Source organism: Streptomyces sp. NPDC091972 (assembly GCF_044756385.1).
In the GTDB taxonomy this organism is placed as follows: domain Bacteria; phylum Actinomycetota; class Actinomycetes; order Streptomycetales; family Streptomycetaceae; genus Streptomyces.
Genome location: NZ_JBIVSV010000018.1, coordinates 59,561 through 83,140 on the forward strand (window position 1 = coordinate 59,561; position 23,580 = coordinate 83,140).

Annotated in this window: 23 protein-coding genes; 10 read left to right on the forward strand and 13 right to left on the reverse strand. The window is 69.1% G+C overall.

Translation table 11 applies throughout. From position 1 onward, the window contains the following. Nucleotides 1-270 precede the first annotated feature (270 nt). From ACIQJT_RS37730 to ACIQJT_RS37740, 3 genes are read right to left on the reverse strand one after another with little or no spacing between them, the layout of a single operon-like run. Nucleotides 271-1,449 carry an alpha/beta hydrolase gene (locus ACIQJT_RS37730; RefSeq protein WP_365464099.1) on the reverse strand — a complete coding sequence of 393 codons (1,179 nt, stop codon included), beginning with the start codon at nucleotides 1,447-1,449 and terminating at the stop codon, nucleotides 271-273. Between the two features lie 21 nt (nucleotides 1,450-1,470). After that, nucleotides 1,471-1,851 carry a pirin-like C-terminal cupin domain-containing protein gene (locus tag ACIQJT_RS37735; RefSeq protein WP_402650131.1) on the reverse strand — a complete coding sequence of 127 codons (381 nt, stop codon included), beginning with the start codon at nucleotides 1,849-1,851 and terminating at the stop codon, nucleotides 1,471-1,473. 21 nt (nucleotides 1,852-1,872) lie between these two features. Continuing rightward, nucleotides 1,873-2,499, reverse strand: coding sequence for an isochorismatase family protein (locus ACIQJT_RS37740; protein WP_402650132.1), 627 nt, complete (start codon nucleotides 2,497-2,499; stop codon nucleotides 1,873-1,875). 326 nt (nucleotides 2,500-2,825) lie between these two features. Between ACIQJT_RS37740 and ACIQJT_RS37745 the strand changes: the two genes are divergently transcribed. The 4 genes from ACIQJT_RS37745 (at nucleotide 2,826) to ACIQJT_RS37760 (ending at nucleotide 6,442) form a co-directional block, all read left to right on the forward strand. Beyond that, nucleotides 2,826-3,938: an NAD(P)-dependent alcohol dehydrogenase gene (locus tag ACIQJT_RS37745; RefSeq protein ID WP_402650133.1), complete on the forward strand. Its 1,113-nt coding sequence runs from the start codon at nucleotides 2,826-2,828 to the stop codon at nucleotides 3,936-3,938. 265 nt (nucleotides 3,939-4,203) lie between these two features. Next, entirely contained in the window at nucleotides 4,204-4,653 is a 450-nt protein-coding gene (locus ACIQJT_RS37750; protein WP_365464088.1) for a MarR family transcriptional regulator, read from the forward strand. A gap of 126 nt (nucleotides 4,654-4,779) precedes the next feature. Beyond that, the gene (locus ACIQJT_RS37755; RefSeq protein ID WP_402650134.1) at nucleotides 4,780-5,775 is read left to right on the forward strand and encodes a TDT family transporter; all 996 of its coding nucleotides are present in this window, start codon (nucleotides 4,780-4,782) and stop codon (nucleotides 5,773-5,775) included. 295 nt (nucleotides 5,776-6,070) lie between these two features. Further along, nucleotides 6,071-6,442 (forward strand): hypothetical protein, encoded by a 372-nt coding sequence (locus ACIQJT_RS37760; protein ID WP_402650135.1) that lies wholly within the window; start codon nucleotides 6,071-6,073, stop codon nucleotides 6,440-6,442. An 18-nt stretch (nucleotides 6,443-6,460) separates the two neighbouring features. Here ACIQJT_RS37760 and ACIQJT_RS37765 read toward each other — a convergent pair whose 3' ends face one another. The 4 genes from ACIQJT_RS37765 to ACIQJT_RS37780 form a co-directional block, all read right to left on the reverse strand. Next, the gene (locus ACIQJT_RS37765; protein ID WP_402650136.1) at nucleotides 6,461-6,844 is read right to left on the reverse strand and encodes a hypothetical protein; all 384 of its coding nucleotides are present in this window, start codon (nucleotides 6,842-6,844) and stop codon (nucleotides 6,461-6,463) included. After that, a complete protein-coding gene (locus ACIQJT_RS37770) occupies nucleotides 6,841-7,047 on the reverse strand; it encodes a hypothetical protein (protein WP_402650137.1) in 207 nt (68 codons plus the stop codon). The genes ACIQJT_RS37765 and ACIQJT_RS37770 overlap by 4 nt, the downstream gene beginning before the upstream one ends. 74 nt (nucleotides 7,048-7,121) lie before the next feature. Next, on the reverse strand, nucleotides 7,122-7,310 hold the full coding sequence (locus ACIQJT_RS37775; RefSeq protein ID WP_402650138.1) for an ANTAR domain-containing protein: 189 nt from the start codon (nucleotides 7,308-7,310) through the stop codon (nucleotides 7,122-7,124). A 130-nt stretch (nucleotides 7,311-7,440) separates the two neighbouring features. Continuing rightward, complete coding sequence (locus tag ACIQJT_RS37780; protein ID WP_402650139.1) at nucleotides 7,441-8,253, reverse strand: helix-turn-helix transcriptional regulator; 813 nt, start codon at nucleotides 8,251-8,253, stop codon at nucleotides 7,441-7,443. Between the two features lie 71 nt (nucleotides 8,254-8,324). Between ACIQJT_RS37780 and ACIQJT_RS37785 the strand changes: the two genes are divergently transcribed. Further along, nucleotides 8,325-9,041, forward strand: a complete 717-nt coding sequence (locus ACIQJT_RS37785) for an SDR family oxidoreductase (RefSeq protein WP_402650140.1) — start codon at nucleotides 8,325-8,327, stop codon at nucleotides 9,039-9,041. Between the two features lie 450 nt (nucleotides 9,042-9,491). On the opposite strand, the gene ACIQJT_RS37790 is transcribed toward ACIQJT_RS37785, so the two are convergent. Further along, complete coding sequence (locus ACIQJT_RS37790; RefSeq protein WP_402650141.1) at nucleotides 9,492-10,667, reverse strand: Cmx/CmrA family chloramphenicol efflux MFS transporter; 1,176 nt, start codon at nucleotides 10,665-10,667, stop codon at nucleotides 9,492-9,494. A 613-nt stretch (nucleotides 10,668-11,280) separates the two neighbouring features. Between ACIQJT_RS37790 and ACIQJT_RS37795 the strand changes: the two genes are divergently transcribed. After that, nucleotides 11,281-12,591: a glucuronoxylanase gene (locus tag ACIQJT_RS37795; RefSeq protein ID WP_402650142.1), complete on the forward strand. Its 1,311-nt coding sequence runs from the start codon at nucleotides 11,281-11,283 to the stop codon at nucleotides 12,589-12,591. Nucleotides 12,592-13,110: 519 nt separating this feature from the next. Beyond that, on the forward strand, nucleotides 13,111-13,575 hold the full coding sequence (locus tag ACIQJT_RS37800) for a hypothetical protein (RefSeq protein WP_402650143.1): 465 nt from the start codon (nucleotides 13,111-13,113) through the stop codon (nucleotides 13,573-13,575). Between the two features lie 167 nt (nucleotides 13,576-13,742). Here ACIQJT_RS37800 and ACIQJT_RS37805 read toward each other — a convergent pair whose 3' ends face one another. After that, nucleotides 13,743-13,937, reverse strand: coding sequence for a hypothetical protein (locus ACIQJT_RS37805; RefSeq protein ID WP_402650144.1), 195 nt, complete (start codon nucleotides 13,935-13,937; stop codon nucleotides 13,743-13,745). An 814-nt stretch (nucleotides 13,938-14,751) separates the two neighbouring features. Here ACIQJT_RS37805 and ACIQJT_RS37810 point away from each other — a divergent pair. Then, a complete protein-coding gene (locus tag ACIQJT_RS37810) occupies nucleotides 14,752-15,138 on the forward strand; it encodes a DUF3566 domain-containing protein (protein ID WP_402650145.1) in 387 nt (128 codons plus the stop codon). A gap of 286 nt (nucleotides 15,139-15,424) precedes the next feature. On the opposite strand, the gene ACIQJT_RS37815 is transcribed toward ACIQJT_RS37810, so the two are convergent. Then, nucleotides 15,425-15,802 (reverse strand): STAS domain-containing protein, encoded by a 378-nt coding sequence (locus tag ACIQJT_RS37815; protein ID WP_365464054.1) that lies wholly within the window; start codon nucleotides 15,800-15,802, stop codon nucleotides 15,425-15,427. A gap of 136 nt (nucleotides 15,803-15,938) precedes the next feature. Between ACIQJT_RS37815 and ACIQJT_RS37820 the strand changes: the two genes are divergently transcribed. Then, nucleotides 15,939-16,397: an ATP-binding protein gene (locus tag ACIQJT_RS37820; RefSeq protein ID WP_402650146.1), complete on the forward strand. Its 459-nt coding sequence runs from the start codon at nucleotides 15,939-15,941 to the stop codon at nucleotides 16,395-16,397. Between the two features lie 513 nt (nucleotides 16,398-16,910). Here the strand turns inward: ACIQJT_RS37820 and ACIQJT_RS37825 are convergent. Continuing rightward, nucleotides 16,911-18,932 carry a flavin monoamine oxidase family protein gene (locus ACIQJT_RS37825; RefSeq protein WP_402650147.1) on the reverse strand — a complete coding sequence of 674 codons (2,022 nt, stop codon included), beginning with the start codon at nucleotides 18,930-18,932 and terminating at the stop codon, nucleotides 16,911-16,913. Nucleotides 18,933-19,167: 235 nt separating this feature from the next. On the opposite strand from ACIQJT_RS37825, the gene ACIQJT_RS37830 reads away from it, so the two are divergent. Continuing rightward, nucleotides 19,168-21,141: an NAD-binding lipoprotein gene (locus ACIQJT_RS37830; protein ID WP_402650148.1), complete on the forward strand. Its 1,974-nt coding sequence runs from the start codon at nucleotides 19,168-19,170 to the stop codon at nucleotides 21,139-21,141. 267 nt (nucleotides 21,142-21,408) lie between these two features. Here the strand turns inward: ACIQJT_RS37830 and ACIQJT_RS37835 are convergent, their stop codons facing one another. Together ACIQJT_RS37835 and ACIQJT_RS37840 are read right to left on the reverse strand one after the other, a co-directional pair. Continuing rightward, complete coding sequence (locus ACIQJT_RS37835) at nucleotides 21,409-22,395, reverse strand: endonuclease/exonuclease/phosphatase family protein (protein ID WP_402650149.1); 987 nt, start codon at nucleotides 22,393-22,395, stop codon at nucleotides 21,409-21,411. Nucleotides 22,396-22,401: 6 nt separating this feature from the next. Continuing rightward, entirely contained in the window at nucleotides 22,402-23,328 is a 927-nt protein-coding gene (locus tag ACIQJT_RS37840) for a D-alanyl-D-alanine carboxypeptidase family protein (RefSeq protein WP_402650150.1), read from the reverse strand. Nucleotides 23,329-23,580: the final 252 nt, after the last annotated feature.

Here is a 23,580-nt window from a genome sequence, read left to right on the forward strand (position 1 = left end):
TGCGCGTCCCACGTCGACCGGTCGGTAATCAGACGACTGTCAGCGCCATTTCTCATCGGCGTCCCGATAACACCTTGACGCTGTCGCGATGCGAACCAGACCGCAGACCGAGCGCGCGACAAAGCACGGCTGTGGCCTTGCCGGGGGTTCCTAGGGACCCAGCCAGGGCCACATCTGGCAATCCGGGGCGTCGGCGTCTGGTGCGGCCGGCGTTCATCCCGATCCGGCGCCGCTGGACCTGGTGCCGGATCGGGGGCGCCTTGCCGCGCCTCAGCCGTTGGCCTGCGCCGCAGCCAGGCGTCGCCCCAGCCACTCCACGGTGACTCCCCAGGCGTGACCGTCGCGGTCGATCACCTCGAAGTGACCGGCAGCGGGTGAGGGGACGAAGGTGACGTCCGCGCCCTTGGTGGTCGCCGCCTCAGCGTAGTTGCGGCTGTAGGAGGCGGGAACGACCTCGTCCTCGGTCCCGTGGACCACGAGCACTGGCACATCCCCGTTCTCCATCAGGGCCGGAGAAGCCACCGAGTATCGGTCGGGGACTTCCGGGACATGTCCGCCCAGCAGCAGGGGCGTGATGCCTTCGCCCACTCGGGCTGCGACGCCGGGCCACACCTCAGGGCGGGCGGGTGCAGGGGCGCCGGCCGGTGGTTCGGCGTCCGGGTCCGCGAGCACGGTGCCGAGCTGCTCTTCGTCCGCTGCCACCAAGTCCAGTACGCCGGCGAGGCTGACGACACCGAGCGGCCTGACCTTGGGGTGCGCGCCGGGAACGCCGTCCGGCAGGCTGGCGCGATGAGCCGTCCACGTGGCCAGGTGGGCTCCGGCGGAGTGACCGACCACCAGGACCCGTCCGGAGTCGACGGCTGGATCGAGCCCGACCACCGCGTCGACGGCGGCGGCGACGTCCTCGAAGGTTCCGGGCCAGCCACCGCCGGGCTCGCCGATGCTCCGGTAGTCGACGTTCCACACCGCGAATCCCCGTGAAACCAGGTCCTGTGCGAGATGGACCGTCTGCCTGCGGTCGAACATGGCTGTCCACCAGCCGCCGTGGATGAGGACGACGATCGGGAACGGGCCGTCTCCCGCCGGCAGATAAAGCTCACCCGTCTGTGAAGGCTCGGTGCCGTAGGCAATGGTCCGCACTGCGCGGCGGCCGTCCTCGGCGTCGTCGTAGCGCACGCCGCTGCGGGCGCTCACCAACTTCTCGATGGTGTCGAAGAAGGCGGCGATTTCCGGGAGGTTGCCGCCTTTGGCGCTGGAGTCGTCATACGCCCGCGCGTCCGTCCACTCGACGATGTCCAGCCACGTGTTGTCGTCGATGCGCACGAGCCGCGCTCCGAGGAAACCGCGGCGGTCCGTGCGGAAGGCGGCGAGCATGTCGCTGCGCGCCGCGAGCATCTCGGACGTCTTGTCCGGTGCGACGACGAACGTGGTCAATTCAATGACGGACACGGTGAGCTCCTGGTCGATAGGTCACTGGTCACCTCGGATGGAGGTGGCCGCGATGGTTGGTTGCGTGTGCGGTTCTGCTCGAGGGGTCTGGGCCGCCCGCGATCGCGGCCGCGGGGTCTGTCCTGCCGGAGGGGGCGTCATGGCTTGCATCACGAACGGCCCGTAGTGCGGCACCGGTTCGCGGGTGGGCCGGCCGCGGAGCAGGAGCACCTCCAGGTCTGGCGAACGGGTCTCCTGCTTCGCTGCGTGGACGATCGGCGCGGAACCCGTGCCGAAGAGCGTGGTCTGGCGCGGTGGCCGGCCGATGCTCGGCGCCCACCGCGCCGCGTCCGGCCCGGAACGGAGGTGGACTGAGCGCCGAGGGCCGGCCAGTGCTGTCGCCCGAAGTCGTTCGGCGGCCACCGTAAGCGGGCCGCAGCGAGGCTATTTGGTGTAGGCGGCCGAGATCTGGCCGACCAAGGTGGCAAAGGGCATGTCCAGCGCACCGTAGAGCTCCCCGGCCTCCGGGGCGGCGTTGTCGGCGAGGATCTCCACCATCAGCGTGGCGTAGTCGCTGACGATGACACCGGACTGCTGGAGCCGGACGAGGCCTGCCTCCCGCTTGGCGTCGGAGAAGGTGCCGGAGGCGTCGAGCGCGACGTAGGCGTCGTAGCCCTCGGCGGTCGCGGCGATGGCGGGCAGGGATGCGCAGACCTCCAGCGAGATGCCCGTGAAGATCAGCTTCTTGCGCCCAGTGGCCTTGATCCGGTCCCGTACACGGCTGTCGTGCCACGCGTTGACCGTGCTGCGGTCGATGACCTCCAGGTCGCGCGGGAGTGCCTCGGCCAGTTCGGGAACGAGCGGGCCCCACATGCTGTCCGCCGCCGTGGTGGTGACCACGGTCGGCAGACCCAGCACGCGCGCGGCCCTGGCGAGAGCCGCCACGTTGTGCTTCAGCTCCAGCAAGCTCGTGTCCCGCACGCCGCTGTAGAGCGCGACCTGGTGGTCGACGAAGACCAGCGCCGCGTTCTCGGAGGTCAGGAACTCGTGGAACTTGTTCTCGGTGGTCATGCCGCCGGTACTTCCTCTCGGAACCTGAACACGCGATTAGAAATGTTCAGTGACAGTCAAGGTTAGTGACTACTTGACGCTAGCGCGGTTGCGTGCCGCCCGCAACCGCCCGTTGTGCTGGACCGTTCGGTCGCTGCGGCGACGTCCTTGCGTCTCGGACGGGATGGCTATAGAGTCATTAGTAATGAATCGTGACTATCAGTCTTAGTGACTGACAGTTGGTTGGGTGACCCTCCGCACGCCCTCGCCAGGCAGTGACATGGGGATGCGACACGCATGTGCCGATCGCAGCCCGGTCGTACGCAGGGCAGAAAGGAAGAGAGCGGATGCCTCAGACCACGGCAGCCGTGGTGGACCGCAGGGGGGCACAGTTCGCGCTCCGCCCGATCGAGGTCCAGGAGCCACGACGCGATGAGATCCTGGTGCGGGTGCAGGCCACCGGAATGTGCCACGCCGATCTGGCCGCTCGGAACGGCGACTTCCCGTTCCCCCTCGCCGGAGTCCTCGGTCATGAGGGCGCCGGCGTGGTCGAACGCATCGGCGAGGCCGTCACCGCCGTGCGCCCGGGAGACCGCGTCATCCTGACCTTCGACTCGTGTGGGCGGTGCACCGGCTGCGTGTCGGGACTGCCCTCCCAGTGCGCCGAGTTCGTCGCGTACAACTTCACGCGCGGCACCCGGCTCGACGGAAGCTGCACCCTGTCGTCCGCCGACGGCGACCTGCACGGCAACTTCTTCGGGCAATCGTCGTTCGCCGGATACGCCCTGACCAGGGAGCGCAACACCATCGCCGTACCCGACAACGTCGCTGACGTGCCGGCGCAGGAGCTGGCGCCGCTCGGCTGCGGCGTCCAGACGGGTGCGGGCGTCGTGCTCAACGTCCTCCAGCCCAGCGGCGGCTCGACCGTGGCGATCTTCGGCGGGGGCGTCGTCGGCCTTGCGGCACTGATGGCCGCGGCCCTGCTGCCGCTGCGCGAGATCGTGGTCGTGGACATCAAGGACTCCCGCCTCGAGCTCGCCCGCAAGCTCGGCGCCACGCAGGTCGTCAACAGCGGCACCGACGACCCCGTGCAAGCGCTCAGGGACCTCACCGGCGGCGGCCCCGACTTGGTGGTGGAGAGCAGCGGCGTACCGGCGGTGCTGGCACAGGCGGTCAGGAGCCTGGCAACAGGTGGGACCGCCGCAGTGGTCGGCGTACCCGCGTTCGGTGCAACTGCTCCTCTGGACGTCGCCGACATCGTCAACGCGAGCAAGCGGATCGTCGGGGTCGTGGAGGGGCAGAGCAACCCGCCCGAGTTCCTGCCGCGGCTGGCCACCATGGTGGCCGATGGGCGACTCCCGGTACGCGAGCTGGTGAAGGCGTTCCCGCTCGGCGACATCGAGCGGGCCGCCGAAGAGATGAGGTCCGGCCTGGCGGTCAAGCCTGTGTTGGTGCCCTGAAGGAGCGAGCTACAGGCCGATCGATGTCACACGTGTAATGAGTCGGACGCCTTCCGGCGGTCGATGGCAGATGTCAGGTGACTAACGTCGGCATACGCGGCAGGTTGCGAACGACGACAAACCCCGCCAAACCATCGAAAGGAGCGTCCGAAAATGCGGCCAGGTACGGCTCGCGTTTCCCCTGGATGTCATGCCGCTAGAATTTCAAGACTTGGCAACCACGGCGATGGCCGGTCAGGGCGGAAGAGAAAGCAGAGTGAGTCGGATGGATCGCAACGTTGCCACGCCAGACCTCGGAGTGCTGGCTGGCCGGTTGCTCTTCGCTGTACAGGCCGAGCTCTTTTCCCGCCTTGCAAGCTTCGGCTTCGATGACCTCAAGCCGCGGCACGGAGCCGTCCTGGCTTACATCCAGGAATCCGGCATCCGGGCGACGGAGTTGGCCCGTAGGTCAGGGCAGCACAAGCAGGTCATCGGCACCTTGATTGACGAGCTCACCGACCTCGGTTATGTCGAAAGGCGGAGCGACCCCGCAGACCGGCGCGCCAAGCTCGTGTATCCGACGCAACGAGGCCGAGCTCAAATGGCGGCAGCGGACACGATCATGGCGCAGATGCAGGACCGTCACGCAGCTCGTCTCGGAGCGGACGTCTACGCGGAATTCAAACGCGTCTTCCTCGACGTGGTCGAGAACCAACGCCACCCGGACATTTCCTAGAACATCCAGCGACGCCCCGCATGGGACCTCCAAGGACATGAGATCCCTGGTCGGCTTCAGGCTGCGTCAAAAGTCATGGCCGAGAAGAATCAGCATGCGCCGGGCGACCGGATGAAGTGAGACACGATGAGAAACAGATCTCCCTACCGACTTACTCCCAACCTCTTCGGCATCGGCTTCGGTACAGCAGGCCTCGCCCAGGTCTGGAGCACCGCGACGGACACCGTCGCAGCACCGCCCTGGCCGTCGTACCTTCTGTGGATCCTGGCAGCAGCAATCTGGCTTGTGACTCTGTTCGCCTATCTGCGGAACACGATTGCACAGGGGCGACTCCGCACGGAGATGGCGGATCCCACGACCGGTCCGTTCACCGCGCTCATCGCCATTGTTCCCATGCTCTTGGGAATAGGCCTTGCACCTCACGCACGGACAGCGGGGGAGGCCGTCTTCGCGGTCAGCCTCGTGCTGACCATCGTGCTGGGATCGTGGCTGACCAGCCTCTGGATCCGTGCGGACCTCGAACTGAGGCAGTGGCATCCCGGATACTTCCTGCCCACCGTCGCAGGAGGCCTCATCGCATCCGCCTGCAGCTCCGCACTCGGCTGGAAAACGCTGTCGCACTTGATGTTCGGCTACGGAATGGTCTGCTGGTTCGTTCTGGGCTCCATTCTCCTGCTCCGCCTCTTCACGCAGCCTATGCTGCCTGCTCCACTGCTACCGACAATCGCGATCGAGGTCGCTCCGCCGGTTGTGGCGGGCAATGCATGGTTCGCCATCAACGGAGGAAAGGCCGATCTTGGGGCAGAGATCCTCGGCGGATACGCACTCCTGATGGTCCTCGTGCAGGTCTGCCTGGCGAGTACGTACCGCCGTGCGCCTTTCGGGCCCGGATACTGGGCATTCGCCTTCTCTTATGCGGCGGTCTTCACCAACGGTGTGCACTGGCTGGACGCCAAGCGCGTCGCCGGCCAAGAGCCCCTGACCTATCTCGCTCTGGCGATCGCCACGCTGGCGTACACGTTGCTCGCAACCCGGACCGTACTGGGTCTGGCCAGGCGCAGTTTCCTTCCCCGGACCCCTGCCGCGGTCACGATCGCCTCACCGTCCGACGAGGCGGCCTGAGGTAGCTCTCAACCGGACACAGCGCCGCGGTCCCGCTCAGGCGGAGACGGCGATGCCACCAGTGGGCGCTTGCGGCGCAGAACGTGGTCGACGGCGCCGACCAGGCGGTCCAAGACGAATTTCTGCTTCATGAGTTCCTGAACGCGGGCCCTGCCGGCTTCGTCCAGGAGCCGGGCGGTGGCTGGCACGGGAGGCTGCACGTGTATTCGAGCGTGATGTCGCCGCGGAGGCGGTCGAGGTGTATCCGGTGCTCGACCATCAGCAGTGGTGAGCCTTCGGTGCAGAAGCAGTGCGGATGGCCGTGCTCAGCGTCGAAGAGCACGAGCCGGCGTGGACCGTCTACGGGCAGTCCGAGAAGTTCGTGCGGACGTGGAAGGTCGAGGACATGCTGGTCGGCTGGGGTCCATACCTGTTCGACTGCGTCGACGGGGGACCGCGAGCGCAGGGGAGTGGGAGACCGACTACCGGGCCCGGATACGCGGGCCGATGGTTCTCGCCTGCAGAAGCCGTCGAGTATGTGAGCGCGTTGCTGAAGAATGACGCACCGGGCCGCCTCGTGACTGTTGCCAGCAAGGAACTCGCGGAGCCCGTCAATCCCGTACTCAAGGTGACAACCACTGCGAGCGGCGGCTCGGCAATCCCAGCCGTTCAAGGACCTATGGGATGACTGGAGCCCCGGAAGGCGTCACTCGCTGCGCCAGGTCTCCAAGCGCTGGGCGATCGTGCGCAGGTCGGCTTCCTGGGTGCGGACCGCCTGGGCGAGTTCGTACAGCTCGTCGTCCTTGGCCTGGAGCGGCTGGTTGGAGACGTGCATGTACTGGCTGGTGCAGGCCCAACCGATGACCAGGTTGTAGTCGGTGAAGGGCCGAAGCAGCAGCGCCGTGTGCAGAAAGGTCGCGGCTCGGGAGGCAGGTTCTTCGTAGTACAGGGCGCCGCGCTGCCGTTCGAACTTGTGCCGGTCGGCCATGAACCCGAGAGCGCCCCAGTCCGCGATGGGCACGTTCAGCGGGGAGATCGCCGACTGGATCTGCAGCACCCAGCCGACGTCGACGCGAATGATCGGGCTCACCGCTGTCCTTCAGGGAAGCGTGCCGCCACGCCGGGCAGGATGCGCGTGGCTTCGGCCACCGCCCCTTCTACGAAGGCGAGCCGGTCGGCCTCCTCCACTGTCACGTCGTGCACGTGCTGTTTCAGACTCCGACCCGTCAAAGCCGCTCGCTCACGGAGGCGAGCCATCTCTTCTTCGCTGAATTCCACGTTGAGTGCAGGCATACGTCAACGGTACCTCGCTAGGTACCACTACAGGTACCTCGTCGCCGAGGAGCGGGCAGGGCGTTACGGCCTCCTCAGGTATTGCGGCCCTTCCTTGGCAGACAGCAGGCCGTTACCCGGGTGATGGCCTCGGCGACGGTGTGAAGTTTGGTGTTGGTGTGCTGAGAGGCGGTCGGCAGGAGCTGCCACGCCTGGTCCGGCTGGGAGCCGTGGCCGGCTATCAGCATGCCGCGGGCCATGTCAATCACGAGGCGGCTCTTCATCGCGTGTTTGCGGTGGTCACACTTTCAGCATTCCGCGGTGCGAAAGAACACCTGCTGTGCGGCACAGGCCGCAGTGATCATGTGATTGAGACGCTGCAACCACTGGCGAGATCTGTGCCAGTCCTGTGTTTCAGGTCGTCTGCCTCGCCAGCCTGTGCAGGGTTCGCGCGGCAGGTGATCCGGGGTCGGCCGTGATCAGGACGACTTCCTGGTCGTCCTCGGGCACGAGCAGGACGTCACAGTTCAACCGCAGCGGGCCGGTCTCCGGGTGGTCGAGGATCTTGGAGCGGTGCCCGGGGGCGTGGACCGGACGCGTCTGCCAGATGTGCCGAAACTCCTCGCTGCCGGTGTGCAGTTCGGCCAGCAGGGCGGTCAGCTGCGGGTCGTGCGGGTAACGGTCGGCGGCCCGTCGCAGCCGCGCCACCACGATGTGCCCGAACTCCTCGGCGCTGGAGCTCTCGTACATCCGCCCCTGGCCGAGGAAGCGGCGCCGGGCCAGGTTCGTCGTCCCGCCTCCGAGGTCGCCGAGAAGTGCCTGGGCCAGGGGGTTCCAGGCGACGACGCCATACGCCGCGTCAGTGACGATGGCAGCGGTCTCCGGCAGTCGCTCCAGCATCCGGGCCACGTGCGGGCGTACCCGCCGCACGGCGCTGCTGCCGGGCGGCGGGTTCGATCCCGCCAGGCGGAAGAGGTGGCTGCGCTCGGCCGGCGTGAGGCGCAGGGCCTGGGCCAGCGCGTCCAGGATGCGGGGCGATGGCCGCGGTCCGCGGGCTTGCTCCAGTCGCGTGTAGTAGTCGACCGACATGTGGGCGAGGTCCGCGACCTCCTCGCGGCGCAGGCCTGGTGTACGGCGGTCGGCGCCCGTCGTTGTCAGGCCGATCTCGTGCGGGCGCAGCCCCGCTCGGCGGTCCCGCAGAAAGCGGGCCAGTTCCTGCCGCGCCATGCCACCTCCGGCCGCTTGCCTGGTACAGGTTGTCCCTGGCAGGGCGCCCACGACCAGGGGACCGTTGTCCCATGAACGATCGCACAGCTCTGGTCACCGGTGCCAACAAGGGCATCGGCAAGCACATCGCCCGGCTCCTCGCCGCCGAGGGCCTCACCGTGTACGTGGGCTCCCGCGATCCCGGGCTCGGACAGCGAGCCGTCGAGGAGATCGGCGCAGGCGCCCGCCTGCTGGTCCTCGACGTGACAGATCCTGCCGGCATCGCACGGGCCGCGACCCAGGTGGACCGCCTGGACGTGCTGGTCAACAACGCCGGGATCTCACCGTCACTCGCACCGCCGGCCGACACGAGTGTCGAGGAGTTCCGGCACACATTCGAGACCAACGTCTTCGGGGTGGTGGCGGTGACCAATGCCTTCCTGCCCGCCCTGCGCAGGTCCCCGCACCCGCGCATCGTCAACGTCTCCAGCGGCACCGCGTCGCTGACCTGGAGCACGAACCCCAACCCCCAGTTCACCCCGGGAAGCGGCAACGGGGCCGCCTACCGGTCGTCCAAGGCCGCCCTCAACGCCCTCACCGTCTTCTACGCCCAGACACTGGCCGAGGACGGCTTCAAGGTCAACGCGCTCGCCCCCGGCATACGAGCCACTGACCTCAATCCCCGGGCCGCCGCTGCCGGCGGCGACCCGGCCGAGGCCGCCCACGGTGCCCTCCGCCTGGCCCTGCTCCCGAACGACGGCCCCACCGGTGGCTTCTTCTCCTGGGACGGAACGCCCGTGCCCTGGTGAGCGGTTCGGGCGGTCTCCACCGGTGGTCGTTCAGGCCCGAGTCCGTCTGATTGTCGTCGACGCGGCCTCGCGCAGGTCGCGCAGCGGTTCGGGTGTGGGCTGGGCGACCAGGCCCGATCGCAGCCATCGTGTAGGTGAAAGGCCGTGCCGACGGGGATGTTCCGGGGCGATGACGGGAAGGCGGCGGACAGGGTTGGCTGGGGTCGGCACCGTGTGGCCCGGGTTGCGGGCCACGATCCGTTTCGGACGCCCGTGGGTCGAGCCGTCAAGGTCGAGGAAGCGGCGCTGGTTGCTGCCAAGGCGCGCTGGCCACCGGCCTACCGTGCGTTCGTTGTTCCGCACGCCTTGGCTCGCGAGTGCGAGGGTGATTCGGCAGACGGACCACCTGTCGTCCTGCCGCAGCTGCTCGCTCCGTTCGACGACATCAGACGGGGGAGGTCGCATGTGTCATCACAGCACCTCGGTACCCCGGCCGGCCCTGATGACGGTGCGCAGGGGGAGTGCGATGAGCAGCGCGACCGCGACGAGGAGACCGCTCGTCCAGAGCGGCCCGAGGGCCCCGGCTTCGGTGTCGAGCGTGGCTCCAGCAACGACGGGGCCGACGGCGGCGCCCACGTTCAGAGCCGCAGTCGCATACGAGCCAGCCATCGTGGGGGCTCCCGCGGCCTCGTAAAGGACCCGTGTGATCAGCGTGCTGCCCAGCGCGAACGACAGCGTGCCCTGCACGAACACGAGGGTGAACAGGGCGGCCGGCACATGGCCCAGCACCGCCAGAGTGGGCCAGCCGATGAGCAGCAATGGACCGGCGACAGCGATGACCGGGCCGGGGCTTCGGTCGGACAGCCGTCCCGCGACGGTGACGCCCACGAAGGAACCGGCACCGAAGAGCACCAGAGCGACAGAGATCCACAGCTCGCCCAGCCCGGCGCTGTCGGTTACCACGGGGGCAAGAAAGGTGAGGCTGCCGAAGGTAGCCGCGTTCACCAGTGCGCCGAGCAGCATTACGAGGATCAGCCGCGGTCGGGCGAGCTGGGCGAGTTCTGCTCGCAACGCCGGCCTGCCGGTCGCTTCGTCCTCGGCACGTCCCGCGGGGACGCCTTTCAGGATGCCTAGAGCAGCAGGCAGACAGAGAGCGGCGACTGCCCAGAAGGTGGCCCGCCAGCCGAGTGCCGTGCCGAGCACTGACCCGCCGGGGACACCGGCGATCGTGGCCACCGTCGTGCCCGACAGCAAGACGGCCAGTGCGCGTCCCTTCCTGTCCGGTGAGACCAGACCGGCCGCAGCTGTCAGAGCGACGGCGAGGAACCCCGCGTTCGCGAGCGCGGCGATGACTCGGGTAGCGAACAGGATGGGGAAGCTCGTGGTGACGGCGCCCAAGGCGTGAGCTGCCGCGAAAACGAGGACGAAGCCGAGAAGGGCCGGGCGCCTGGGCCAGTTGCGGGCAAGTACGGCCACCAGGGGCGCACCGACGATCATGCCGATCGCGAAGGCCGAGGTGAGCACGCCTGCCGTCCCGACGGTGACGTCGAAATCCGAGGCGATGTCCGGCAAGAGGCCGGCGAGCATGAACTCCGAGGTGCCCATGGCGAAGACCGCCAGGGCAAGCAGGTACAGCGGGAGAGGCATCGAGTGGCTCCGAGGTGAGGCGAGGCAAGAGAAGGTCATCTCGTCACCACGGCCGGCCCCGAGCGCACACTCGTCCCACCGCAGAAAGCGGCGTGACGGCAGGGCTACGAGCTCAGTGGTTCAGGGGGCTGACGGCGTGACCGAAAGCCCCCACCTTGTCTGACTCAGGACTCGACATGGCCCGCACGCTACCCGACCGACGGCCGTCGAAGCATCCTGCTTTTTCGGACTGCGGGCGAACACCTTTCGAGGGAGGCGACCGACCCAGGTCACGCAGTCATCCGCCGCCTCGTAGAGCTGGACGCTCTCCTAACGAAGGGGGTGACTCGCCGAGTGAACCGGAATCTCGGAGTGCGCGAAAGGCTTGACGCCGGAACACCGCGAACTTACGGTCCCTACACCGCCTTACGATCGTTCCCGTCGTCGAAATATTCGACGCGAGGGGAGCGCTCCCACAGTGAACCGCTCTGCGTTCTTCCCGAGACATGCGCTCCCACGTGCCCCTTCCCGACTAAGCCGGGTAATCGAAATCCGAAAATTTCGGTTCGGTGATCACTAGGGATGGAAGTGTACGCGTCAGAAGTAGATCAGGAAAAACAAGGAGGAATCGCCCATGTCGTCAGACCGCAATGACTTAGGTGCAGCAGAACTGCACCACCCCAGTCGCCGATCCGTTCTCGCAACCATGAGCGCTCTGCCGTTGCTCGCCGCGGCGACACCAGCGGTGGCAGCACCTCGTAGCCCGTCCGCCGCGGCGGCCACGGCGGTCGTCGACCCGTCCGCGACACGGCAGACGATCCGAGGGTTCGGCGGCATGAACCACCCACTGTGGATCGGCGATCTGACGGCCGCCCAGAGAGAGACGGCTTTCGGCAATGGTGACGGCCAGCTCGGCTTCTCCGTGTTGAGGATCTTCGTCTCCGAGGACCGGGCGAACTGGAGTCGCGAGGTCGCGACGGCGAAGCGCGCGGTGGAACTCGGGGCTACCGTCTTCGCCTCGCCGTGGAATCCACCCAGCCAGATGGTGGAGACCTTCGTCCACGGCCAGCAGACCAATGCGAAGCGGCTGCGATACAGCATGTACGGCGCCTATGCGCAACACCTCAACGACTTCGTGGTGTTCATGCGGAACAACGGAGTCGACCTGTACGCCATCTCCGTGCAGAACGAGCCAGACTACGCTCACGACTGGACCTGGTGGACCCCCAGCGAGATGACCCGGTTCCTGCGCGAGAACGCAGGCTCCATCAGCACCAAGGTGATCGCCCCGGAGTCCTTCCAGTACGTGAAGAGCTTCTCGGACCCGATCCTGAACGACGCCGCTGCCCTGGCCAACGTGGACATCCTGGGAGCGCACCTCTACGGCACACCGTTCCAGAACTTCCCGTACCCCCTCTTCAAGCAGAAGGGCGCCGGAAAGGAACTGTGGATGACCGAGGTCTACTACCCCAACAGCACCGACTCGGCCGATCTGTGGCCCCAGGCGCTTGACGTGGGAGAGCACATTCATCGCGCGATGGTGGACGCCGAGTTTCAGGCATACGTGTGGTGGTACATCCGGCGCGGATACGGCCCCATGCGGGAGGACGGGCGGATCAGCAAGCGGGGAGCGAGCATGGCGCACTTCTCGAAGTTCGTCCGCCCGGGGCACGTGCGGCTCGCGGTGACGGCGAACCCGCAGCAGAACGTGTACCTCTCGGCGTACAAGGGGAGCGGTTCCCGTGTGGTGATCGTGGCCGTCAACAAGGGCACCTCGCCGGTGAGCCAGCAGTTCACTCTGCTCAACAACACCTCCTCCGGCGTGTCGGTCTGGTTGACGGACGCGAGCCGAAACCTCGCGCCCCAGAGCAGGATCACCGTGACGAACGGCTCCTTCACAGCACAGCTTCCCGCGCAGAGCCTGACGACCCTCGTGACCGGGTGACTCCCCGCGGCGACGTGGCGGTCGCGGCGGTGCGAGCGGAGCAGGCATCAGGAGAAGGAAACGACGCGCCGGGCGCACGATCTCGTCCTCGCTCGCGGGTTCTGTGCCGATGGTCTCCAGCAGGTACTGCTGTGCCGGTAGCCGGACCGTCCCTCTCACGGTCGGGTTGAACTCCCTGCTCGAGCGCGGCTCCGGCTCGCCGTCGCTGTACACGCTCGCCATCACCGGCGCCCCGCTCGCCATCGGCCCCCTCATTGCCCTGGTGCTGCTTCTGCAACGGTCGGTCGTCGGGCCATCCTGCGGGCCGGCTCGGGATGTGGGCCGACTACCTCGACTTCGGCCTGGCACCCGACGCGAACGGGCATGCACGGGGGGCGGCCGTATGCCCCCAAAATGGCGCCCGGCGTCATCGCGAACGTGAACGTGTCCTTGACATGTACCAGGGCAGTCCACCCCGGATGACTCCAAGGCCAGGAGGCTGTGTCGGGTGGCGGTGGCCCGTTCATTAGGGTGATCTGCATGGACATGCGCAGTAGCGTCGCGGCGCTGGTTGAGGAAGCTGAACAGCAGATCCACGATCAAGTATGGAGATTGACGCCGAGCGACCGGGCACTCGCACGGGATACCGAGGCCGGTCTGCGCGACGTTGTCGGCCCGCGGGACGTCCAGGAGGCTCTGCCGCAGATCAAGCGCCTCGAACACCTGCGGGAAACCCTCGCTGTCCTGGCCATCTCCCTCGCGCGTACGCACGGCCGTCTGGCCTGGTTTCTCTCCGGCGCCCTCAACGCGCTCGAACCGATCCTGCGCTGGCGAGCCCTGCCGGCTGACCGCGGCGGTACCTTCGGCACTGTCCTTCCTAGGCCCGAGGAATACACGGAGGCGGAGGACGCCGTCCGCCGACTCCAGGACGCCCTTGCGCACATCACCGCCAGCCCAGTCGACCTCGGCAGCGTTCGCACAGATCCGCAAGCAAACGGGGACTGAACACTGTGTCCCGCAGGTTCCGGCACATGCGTCCTTTGACGGGGCCCTCGCCGCGCTGCGCTCCGGGCAGCCGACCGGGACGGTGAGGGGCGCCGAAGCCCTGTACGTCGGGCGAACACCCGGGCCGTCCCTCCGTGAGGGGGGACAGAAACGAGGTCATGGAGTTCTCACGACGGGGCTGTAGCAACGAGTTGGGCGAAGTCGGCCATGCATGCGGGGCAGTGGCGCGCCTGCTCGGCCTGTGAGGGATGGATGTGGTCAGGGAGTTGTTGTCCGCACAGGGCGATGGCTGTCTGTTTGGCGGTGACGTGCCACACCACGGTGCTGCCGGGACGGTTGGGTCCAGGACGCATCTCGTACATGATCGGCCTCCTTGTGGGGGATGCCTTTCGGCTCCCAGCAGACCCTGCCCGCAGCGAGTGCACCGCCTGACGTGAGCCGTTGGAGTGACATGCGGGCCCCGTCCCGGCCCTGGCGCCTGTGCCTCCATACGGTCGCATGGCAGCCGTGATGCTCAGCGGGCGCGGACGCGTCGACCGGCGGGCGACGGGACAGCGACTGCCCATGTCTGCCGCCGCGATTCAGGCTGAGCGCGTTCGTCCCGTTGGGCAGTGACGAGGCGGTCGTTGAGCTGCTGCTGCGGTGGACACCCAGGATGCAGGGTTCGGGGCGCACGCCTACCGTCGGTTTTGTCCGCTGGCGGGACATCGGCCACTTGGCGCTGCCCGCTGCGAGTGATGGCAACGTCCGGGCCGATCGTGGCGTGGTGCTTCACGCTGGGTGACCCTTCGAGGGCTGGCGTCCGGCGTCTGGCGGCCATCGGTTTCAGGCAATCTCGTTGACAGGTAGGAGAGCAGCATGGGCCGGGCCAAGAGTGCTCGCGACCGACGCGCCCGCACTCAGCGGGGGAGAGCCCCGGGAGAACGGCGCGAAGGGCCGAACCGCCAGCGCCGTTCCACCGGGCCCGTGGCCGGCGGTGCCGGAGGTGACACGGCTGGAGCCCGCGTCACTTGCGTCGAGACGGCGCAGGCTCCGGACGACGGCGCGCCAGTCGTACTGCCGCCTGATCACACGCCACCCGTACAGCACGGCCGTGCGGATGCGCCCGTTGATGCCGGTCAGGCCTCGCCGCCGCCGTCTTCCCAGTCGTCCCCGGCCGCCGTGACACAGCTGCGTGTGGCGGAGATCGATCTGTGGTCCGTGGCTCTGACCGGCGCCCTGGTGTCTTTCGGGGTGGGGGTGGCTCTGGCCGTGGCTGCCTGTCTTTCATGGGTCGTGACCGATGCGGTGAGCCCGGGACAGCCAGGGCCTTCGCTCATGTGGGGTCTGACTCTCCTCGCCGTCACGGTGCTGGTGGAAACGGTGCTGGGAACGGCTGTCGCAACGATGATCGCCTGCTTCTACAACCTGGCGGCGCCGCACACAGGGGGCGTCCATTTCACGCTGCGCCGACAGGATGCACGGCGCCCCGGCCTGGTGCGACTTCGAGCCGCGCTGGAACGAGACCGTTGGAGCTCCCGCCTCCCCGTGCGGCTTGGCGTGCGTCGGCGGCCGACAACCTGAGCCCGCGGCCATCGGCCGCGCCATCGGCCGCGACCGGCTCCTGCGACCGTAGGTGCGGTCGCAGACCGGCCGCAGGGAAGAAAGCGGCCGCAGGCCAGTCACGCAGTGCTTGATCGCATCCCGGGCCCTGCGCTGGCCGCGTCCGCCGGCATGCCCTCACGACAGCCGGCAGACGTATGTGAGCGGAGCGCTCAGTTGCTGCCGACCACGCACGATGCCAGCACCGAGATGGCGCCGGGCAGCGGGGGTGCCGGGGTGCAGCTGTGATCCGGTCACCGTTCACAGCTCAGTGGCTGAGCGCTTCGCGGAGGGTGGGATAGCAGTCGATGAGGGTGTCGAGGCCGACGATCTGGATGATGCGCTGGACGGGGCTGGTAGGTGCGGCCAGGCGGAGCCAGCCGCCGGCGGCGGTGACGGTCTGGTGGGCGGCGATGAGGATGTTGATGCCGGTGGAGTCCATGAAGGTGACCCGCTGTACGTCGAGCACGAGGCGGGGCCGTGGGGTGCCGGAGACGTCCAGCGCCTGACGGAGTTTTTCGCCGGTGTCGTCGTCGATCTCACCGGCGAGGGCAAGGATGCGGATGCCTGCGCTGGAGGTGTCCACGATCGACAGATGGCCTGGCTGCGCCGTTTGTTCGGTGTCTGGCATCTCGTCCCCGGTCATGTGGGTGATCCTGGCACACCAGCGACTTCACCTGCAGTGCTGCCCCTGGACAGGATGGGCAATACCTTCATGTCGAAGGCGTAAAGCCTGTGCTGCGGGTAGGCGTGAGGTGTGTACGGGGTAAAGGCGGACCGCGATGCAATCAACTTCAGTGGGTGAGAACGCCCCGGTGCCCGGGGAGCAGGCCCTCCAGACCACGGTGGCGCTGGAAGGGGACAGCACGTCGATATCCGATGCCCGTCGGCATGCCGCGGATTTCCTCACTTACGTTCAGACCGTGTATGGCCTGCCGGTTTCGCAGCGCGCCATGGACGTGACCCGGCTGGTGGTCAGTGAGTTGGTCACCAACTCCCTCAAGTACGCGCCGGGCCCGGTGCTGCTGGATGTGCGGGTCATCGGCGATGTGGTGGAGGTGGTGGTGTGGGACTGCGATCCGGTGTTGCCGGTGGCGCGGGCCGCCGACGTGGGGAGGGTGGGCCAGCACGGTCTGGAGATCGTGATGGCCGTCGCGCAGGGTTTCGAGGTGCGGCGGGAGCCGGTGGGCAAGCGCATCACCGTCCGCCTCTCGCTCTTCGACGACTCCGGCGGCCCATGACCGGACAGCTGCTTCCGCCGCGCACCGGATCAGGAGGACGCGCCCGGCCTGCGGCAGCGTGATCCGGTCGATGAGCCACTCCTCCCGCAGCCGGGCCAAGCGCCGCCTGGTGTGCTCGATCCTGACACACCGGTCGCCACCACCCGGTGCATCTGCTCTGTGGTCGCCATCCGGTGCGGCACCAGCACCGCTGGGGCCGGCCTGTCCTCGCTGTCCGCGTCCACACCGATCTTCGCGATCCGCTCGCTTCCCGCCCGGCACGGCGCAGCCGCAGAACTGTACGACGAGCCGCCTGTCTCATACTGCGGGGCGACGACCAGACCACTGCGAGCCGGCGGGAGCACACGACTACACCGAAGCCCGGGCCTGCCGCTCCCTCATCCAGATACCTGTGACTCTGCCTCCTCACACTCACGCCAGCCAAAACCACAGCATTTCCGACACACGCCACAGGTGCGCTGTCCCGGGACGCCCGGCGCCGCCCCCTCTCACGGGGAGCGGCGCCAGGCGCGTTCACGCCGAGTGGACCTCCAGGGCGGCGCGCACGGCGGACTCCAGCGCTCCCTCGATCCACGCCGGTTTCACGGAGGTGTGGTCGCCCGCGAAGTGCAGCGGCCCCTCGGGGGCCGGGATGGATGTGAGCAGCTCGGTGTGCTGGCCGGGCAGCAGCACGGACGCCTCGCCGTAGGCGTACGGGTCGCGCATCCAGCTCTGGGTGCGGCCCGCGCCGGTGTAGAAGACCTCGATCCGCTGGCCGTACACCTCCTGGAGCCCGCGCAGGGCGTGCGGGTAGCGGGCCTCGTCGTCCAGGCAGTCCCAGCGCAGGGCGTCGTCCGCCCAGCTGTAGGACGCCAGGACCACCCCGCCGGCGCTGCCTGGCACCGGGTGGGACGGCTGGTACATGAACCGGTTGGCGTTGTCCGAGACCGAGCCGCCACCGACGACGTCGACCGCGGCCGGCTGGTCGCGGGTGACGGCGCGGTTCGCGGCGTAGTGGGTGCGCTGGCCGGCGGTGATGTGGCCGGACGGGACGGACGGGTGGGCACCGAGCAGGCTGCCGTCGCCCGGGGTCCGTCCGGCGCGGTAGGCGTCGTACAGCCCGGGGTCGACGCGGCCCAGCTCCCGCTTCCAGTCGGCCTCGTCGAACTCCCACCAGCGGCGGCTGAACTCCAGCAGCACCTTGGTCGCGCTGTCGTAGTGCAGTTCGGTGACCGCTCGGCGCTTGGTGTACGACATCGGCGGGCTGACCTGCACGTGCCGCAGGCCGGAGAAGGGCACGGTCACCACCGCCGCGTCCGCCGTGAACTGCTCGCGCACGACCGGGCCGCCCCGTCCCTCGGAGACGGTGTCCACCCACACGTGTGGTCCTCGGTCGCGTACGTGCCGGGTGTCGCCGCCACCCCGGCCGGGGTCGGGGTCGTAGTACTCGATCCGGGTCACCCGCCGGTCGAACCGCACGGTGTCGCGGACCTTGGCCAGCAGGGCGTCGGGCAGGACGGCCGTGCCGCCCTCCAGCTCCCAGAACGCGGTGTCCGGGCTGATCAGGGAGGACCCGATGAAGCTGTGCACGAAGGCCAGCGGCAGCCGTGAGGTGAGGTTCTCGACGGTGCCGATCAGGTCGACCGTCCGCTCGTCCAGGCCCGCGTGCTCGGTCAGGAAGCGGAACATCGACCAGTCGCCGAAGCGCTGGATCACCCTGGCCCAGCCCTGGATGCGTTCGGGCAGCGGCTTGTCGGTGCGCTTGCCGTCCGGCCCGAGCGTGCTGAACTCGTCGCGCACCGGGTCGAGGACCGAGCGCAGGATGGCCGCGGCCGGGGTGTCCCAGTGGGCGCGCGGGACGCCGAAGGAGCGGTTGATGCGCCGGGGGGCACGGGCGTAGTCGGCGCGGCGCATGCGGACGCCGTTGACGTGGATCCAGGTGTGAGCGGCGGGCCGGCCCTGGCCGTCCACGTCGACGTAGTAGAACGGCCGCTTCTTCAAGCCCAGTTGGCCGATGAGGTCCATCACCAGCGGGTGGCTGCCGGGCAGCCGCATCGCGCCGGCCTCGGCGTACTGGCGCGGGTCGGCGAAGGGCTGAGCCGCCTTCTCGTGGCCGCCGCGGCGGAATGTCTTGATGCGCCCGCCTACCCGGTTGCCGTTGGCCTCCAGGACGGTCACGTGGTGTCCTGCGCGCTGGAGCAGCCACGCCGTGACGAGGCCGGCCGGGCCCGCCCCGATGACCAGGACCTTCTTGGCCGTCCGGGTGCGGGGCAGGCCGTCCTTGAGCACGCGCCGGTAGCCGGGGACGAGGGGCCGGCCGTCGTCGTCGACGACGAGCAGGGCCCGGGCGACGGCGAGGCAGCGGTCGAAGTCCGCGCCACGTGCTGCGGACGGGGCCGCCGCCGGGGCGGGATTGCGTAGGGGCGACTGGGCGGGCAGCGCCGCCGCGCTGCCCGCGCCGAGGAAGGCGGCCGCGGCGGTCGTGCCCGCAGCCGTCGTGAGCGTACGTCTGGTCAGGCAGCCGTGATCGGCGTCGGCCTGCTGACGCTCGGTCATGTCGCAACTTCTACGGGCCCACCGGACCGGTTCGCTCAGGATTGTGGTGAATTGCCACGGACGAGGGAAAGCCCCCGTTCAAACCGGTGCGGACCAGGTGCGCGGGGGCACGCACGCGAGGGCGCCTGCCCCCGGTTACGGCGATGGGATGAATCGCGCCTCCGTGCCGCCCGGCGCGCGAGGCCGGGTCAGGACACTGCCCCCTACAGAGACCTGCGCGCGGAGGGGGAACACAGTGGAACAGCGGCCCGGGACGGGTGCCCGAGCGCGGTACTGGTTCGACACGACCCTGGCGCGCGGCACCTCGGCCCTGGTGGGCTGGCTGGTGCTGGCCTGCCTGGCCGTCGTCGTCCCCGCGAGCGCGGCGCTGGTGTGGACGGGCGGGCACGCCCCCGCCACCCTCTCCGGGAAGGTGGCGGCCGTCTGGCGCCTGACCGGGGAGACGATGCGGCTGGGCGGCACCACCGGCAGTCCGGCCCGGGTGGCGCTGTCGGTGCTGCTGGCCCTGGTCGCCCTGGTCTACGTCTCGACCCTCGTCGGTCTCATCACGACCGGGCTCACCGAGCGGCTCATCGCCCTGCGACGCGGCCGCTCCAAGCTCCTGGAGCGCGGCCACGTGGTGGTCCTCGGCTGGTCGGAACAGGTCTTCACGGTGGTGAGCGAACTGGTCGCGGCGGGCGCCAACCAGCGGCGATCGGCCGTGGCGATCCTGGCCGACCGGGACAAGACGGCCATGGAGGAGTCCCTGCAGAGCAAGGTCGGCCCGACCGGCCGGACCCGGCTGATCTGCCGCAGCGGTCCGTCGGCCGACCCGGCCGTGCTGGCACTGACCAGTCCGGCCACCGCCGACTCGGTGATCGTGCTGCCACCCGACGCGTCCCGCAGCGACGCGGACGTCGTCAAAGCACTGCTGGCCCTGAGGGCGACGGCGCGCGGAGCCGATGTCACCGTGCCCGTCGTGGCGGCCGTCCGCGACAGCGGCTACCTGCTCGCCGCCCGCCTGGCCGCCGGGGCCCGGGGCGTCGTCCTGGAGAGCGACACCGTCACCGCCCGGCTGATCGCGCAGGCGGCGCGCCGCCCGGGACTGTCCCTGGTCCACCGCGACCTGCTCGACTTCGCCGGGGACGAGTTCTACCCGGCCACCCACCCGTCCCTGACCGGCCGGGAGTTCGGCGAAGCGCTGCTCTCCTACGGCAACGCCAGCGCGGTCGGGCTGATCCGCGACGGAGTGCCCTGGCTGAACCCGCCCGCGCGGACGGTGCTCGAACCCGACGACCAGCTCCTCGTCATCGCCGCCGACGACGACACCGCCGAGCTCGCCGACTGCGCGCCGCTGGTCGACGAGCGGTCCGTGGCGGGCCCCCGGCCGTCGGACACCCGGCCGGAGCGGCTGCTGATGCTGGGCTGGAACCGCCGCGCACCCCTCGTCCTGCGGGAGTGGGGCCGCAACGCACCCCCGGGTTCCGTGGTCGACGTGGTGGCGGACCAGGACGAGGCCGTGGTGCGGGCCGCCTACGACGACGACAGTGACGTCGGTGACGGTGACGGTGACGGCTCCGGCTGGACCTGTGTGCCCTTCAGGGGCGACACCACCCGCCCGGAGACCCTGGCCGGCCTGGATCTCGGCTCCTACGACAGCGTCATCGTGCTCGGCCAGGAGCCACCGGCCGGCGAGCCCCCCGAGGAGCCGGACACCCGCACACTCGTCACCCTGCTCGTCCTGCGCCACCTCGAACGGCGCACCGGCCGCGAGCTGCCGTTGGTCACCGAGCTCACCGACGACGCCAACCGGCCCCTCGCCCCGCTCGGCCCCGGAGCGGACGTGATCATCAGCGGCAAGCTCATCGGGCTGCTGATGGCGCAGATCTCCCAGAACCACCACCTGGCGGACGTGTTCGACGAACTGTTCTCGGCCGGCGGCACGCAGATCCACCTGCGGTCGGCCGCCGACTACGTCGTGACCGGCCACGAGACGTCCTTCGCCACGGTCGTCGCGGCGGCACGCGCCCGGGGCGAGTGCGCCATCGGCTACCGCAGCCAGGCCGACGCCCGCCGGGCCCCCGGGTACGGGCTGCGCCTCAATCCCCCCAAGGCGGACCGCCGGCGCTGGTCCGACGGCGACGAGGTGGTCGTCATCGCCGGGGAGGGACGACGGGGTGCCGTCAGGAGCGGCCGGCTCCCGCTTCCTCGCTCCACTCCCCGAGGATGACCACGTCGAAAGCGGCGCCCGCGCCGACGGCGTATCGCACACACCATGCAGGGGAGCGAAGCCTCCCGGAGCTTCGCGGCCCGCGGCTCCCTAACCTCGACCACAGCCATAGAGACCCCGACTAAGGGGCAGTCGCCTGGTCGGGGCGGGAGCGTCTGAGAGTGCTGAGGCTGTGCGACGACGTGATCGTCCTGCATGCGATGCGCTGGACGGACGAGTCGGTGTCCGCGTACTCGTCGCTCTCAAGACCGGAAAGACAACACCTACTCACAACCCCAACCTGGCCGCCACCGGCAGGTGGTCGCTGCCGGTGGCGGGCAGCGTCCAGGATGCGCGTGGGTCCACACCACGCACGAGGATCTGGTCGATCCTCACCACGGGGAACGAGGCGGGCCAGGTGAGGCCGAACCCGGCGCCCGCAGCGGACTGGGCCGAGCGCAGCCCGGAGGTGGCGGCGGACAGCGCCCGGTCGTCGAGGGTGCCGTTGAAGTCACCCACGAGCACGATGCGAGGCAGAGTTTCGGCTCGCAGGGCGGCGCCGAGGCGTCGCGCTGCGGCATTGCGGTCGTCGGTGGAGAAGCCGGAGGAGGTGAAGCGGACCGACATCAGGTGGGCGACGAAGACGGCGACCGGTCCCTTGCGGGTGTGGACGGTGGTGCGCAGGGCGCGCGTCCAGGGCGAGATGTCGACGGGCCTGGTATCGGCGATCGGGTACCTGCTCCACAGGCCGACGGTGCCCTGCACCGAGTGGTACGGGTACGCGCGGGCCAGCGTGCTGACGTACTCCTGTGTCGCCGCACCGCCCAGCTCTTCGAGGGCCACCACGTCGGCACCGGAGGCGGCGAGGGCGCGTGCTGTACGCGCCGGGTGAGGATTGTGCTCGTTGACGTTGTGTGTCACGACGGTCAGATCTCCGCCGCGGGCCTGTTTGTCGATGAGCGTCCCGCCGAAGAGCGAGCACCAGATGACCGCGGGCAGCAGGACGGCCACGGCGGCGGTCGCGGACCGGCGGACCAGCGCGCACAGCAGCAGGAGCGGCACGGCCAGGCCCGTCCAGGGCAGGAAGGTCTCGATGAGGCTGCCGAGGTTGCCGACCCGGTTGGGTATGTGGGCGTGGCCCAGCATCAGCAGCGCGGCCAGCAGTGCGACGGCCGCGACGATCCGGCCGCGTCGCCAGACGCCGGTGTCAGCGCCGGGCTCGGGTGGGGGAGAGGGCGCCGGTCTCAGGGAAGGGGTGTCGAGCGTGGATGCCATGTGCTCTCACCTCGTCCCGGGCTCGGTCTGCGCGAGCCACTGCCGTACGCCCTCGATCAGCGTGGCGCTGTTGGCGAAGGCGGCCTGGAGGCCCTGCTGGGGGCTGGTGCCGGCGTGCTGGTGGAGGACGACGCCGAGGACCAGACGGTCGTGTCCGCTGCCGTCGGGTGCCGTGGCCGCCCACATCAGGTTGCCGCCGGCGGGGGTGCTGGATCCGGTCTTGAGGCCGATCACGCCGGACGTGCCGAGCAGCGCGTTGGTGTTGGAGGTCCGGCCGGATGTACCGGGGACGGTGGTGCTGGGCATCGCAACGATGGACCGGATCACCTCGTCGCGCATGGCCTGCCGTGCCAGCTTCAGCTGGTCGGCGGATGTGCTGGTGGTCGTGGACTCCAAGCCGCTGGCGCTGGTGTAGGTGGTGTGGCGCATGCCCAGGGCGTGGGCCGCATGGTTCATCTTCGTGGCGAACGCCTCCTGAGAGCCGGCGTCCCAACGGGCCAGCAGACGCGCGATGTTGTTCCCGGAGGGGATCAGCATCAGTTCCAGCAGCCGCCGTTCACTCAACCGCTGCCCCTGCCTGACGGGCACGCTCGACTCCACACCCGACACGGACTCGTCGTCGGCCTGCTGGTCGACGGTGATGTCGGGGCCGGTCTCGCCCATCCGCAACGGGTGGTCGCGGAGGATCACGTACGCGGTCATCACCTTCGTGAGACTGGCGATCGGCACGGGCTTCTGTGCGCCCTTCGTCCCGAGATCACCACGATCACCGACGCCCTCGACCAGGACGCTCGTCTGGCCCTCCCTCGGCCAGGGCAACGTCCCCGCTGCCGAGCTCACCGTCCGCGCGGTGGTCTGGCCGGCGCGCGAGTCGCCGTCGCCGGAAGTGAGCCGGAAGGCGATGCCGAGAACGACCACGATGATCAGGGCCATGATTCCGGCGCCGAGGAGGACCACGGAAGGGGCGCCCGGTCGGTCTGCCGGGCGAGGAGAACACCACCGGCGAGCCGCCGACAGTGGCCGCCGTGGTCTCGCTTGGCGTGGGCCGCGCAGGCCAGGATCACGGGAAAGGCGCATGGGAGCGGTGCCTCCTGGGGACCGAGGTGCGGCGTTCGCACGTCGACGACTGTGGCCGGGGCAGGTCTCCGCAGGGCCGTGGCCGTGGATCCGGCACCGCTCGGCCGG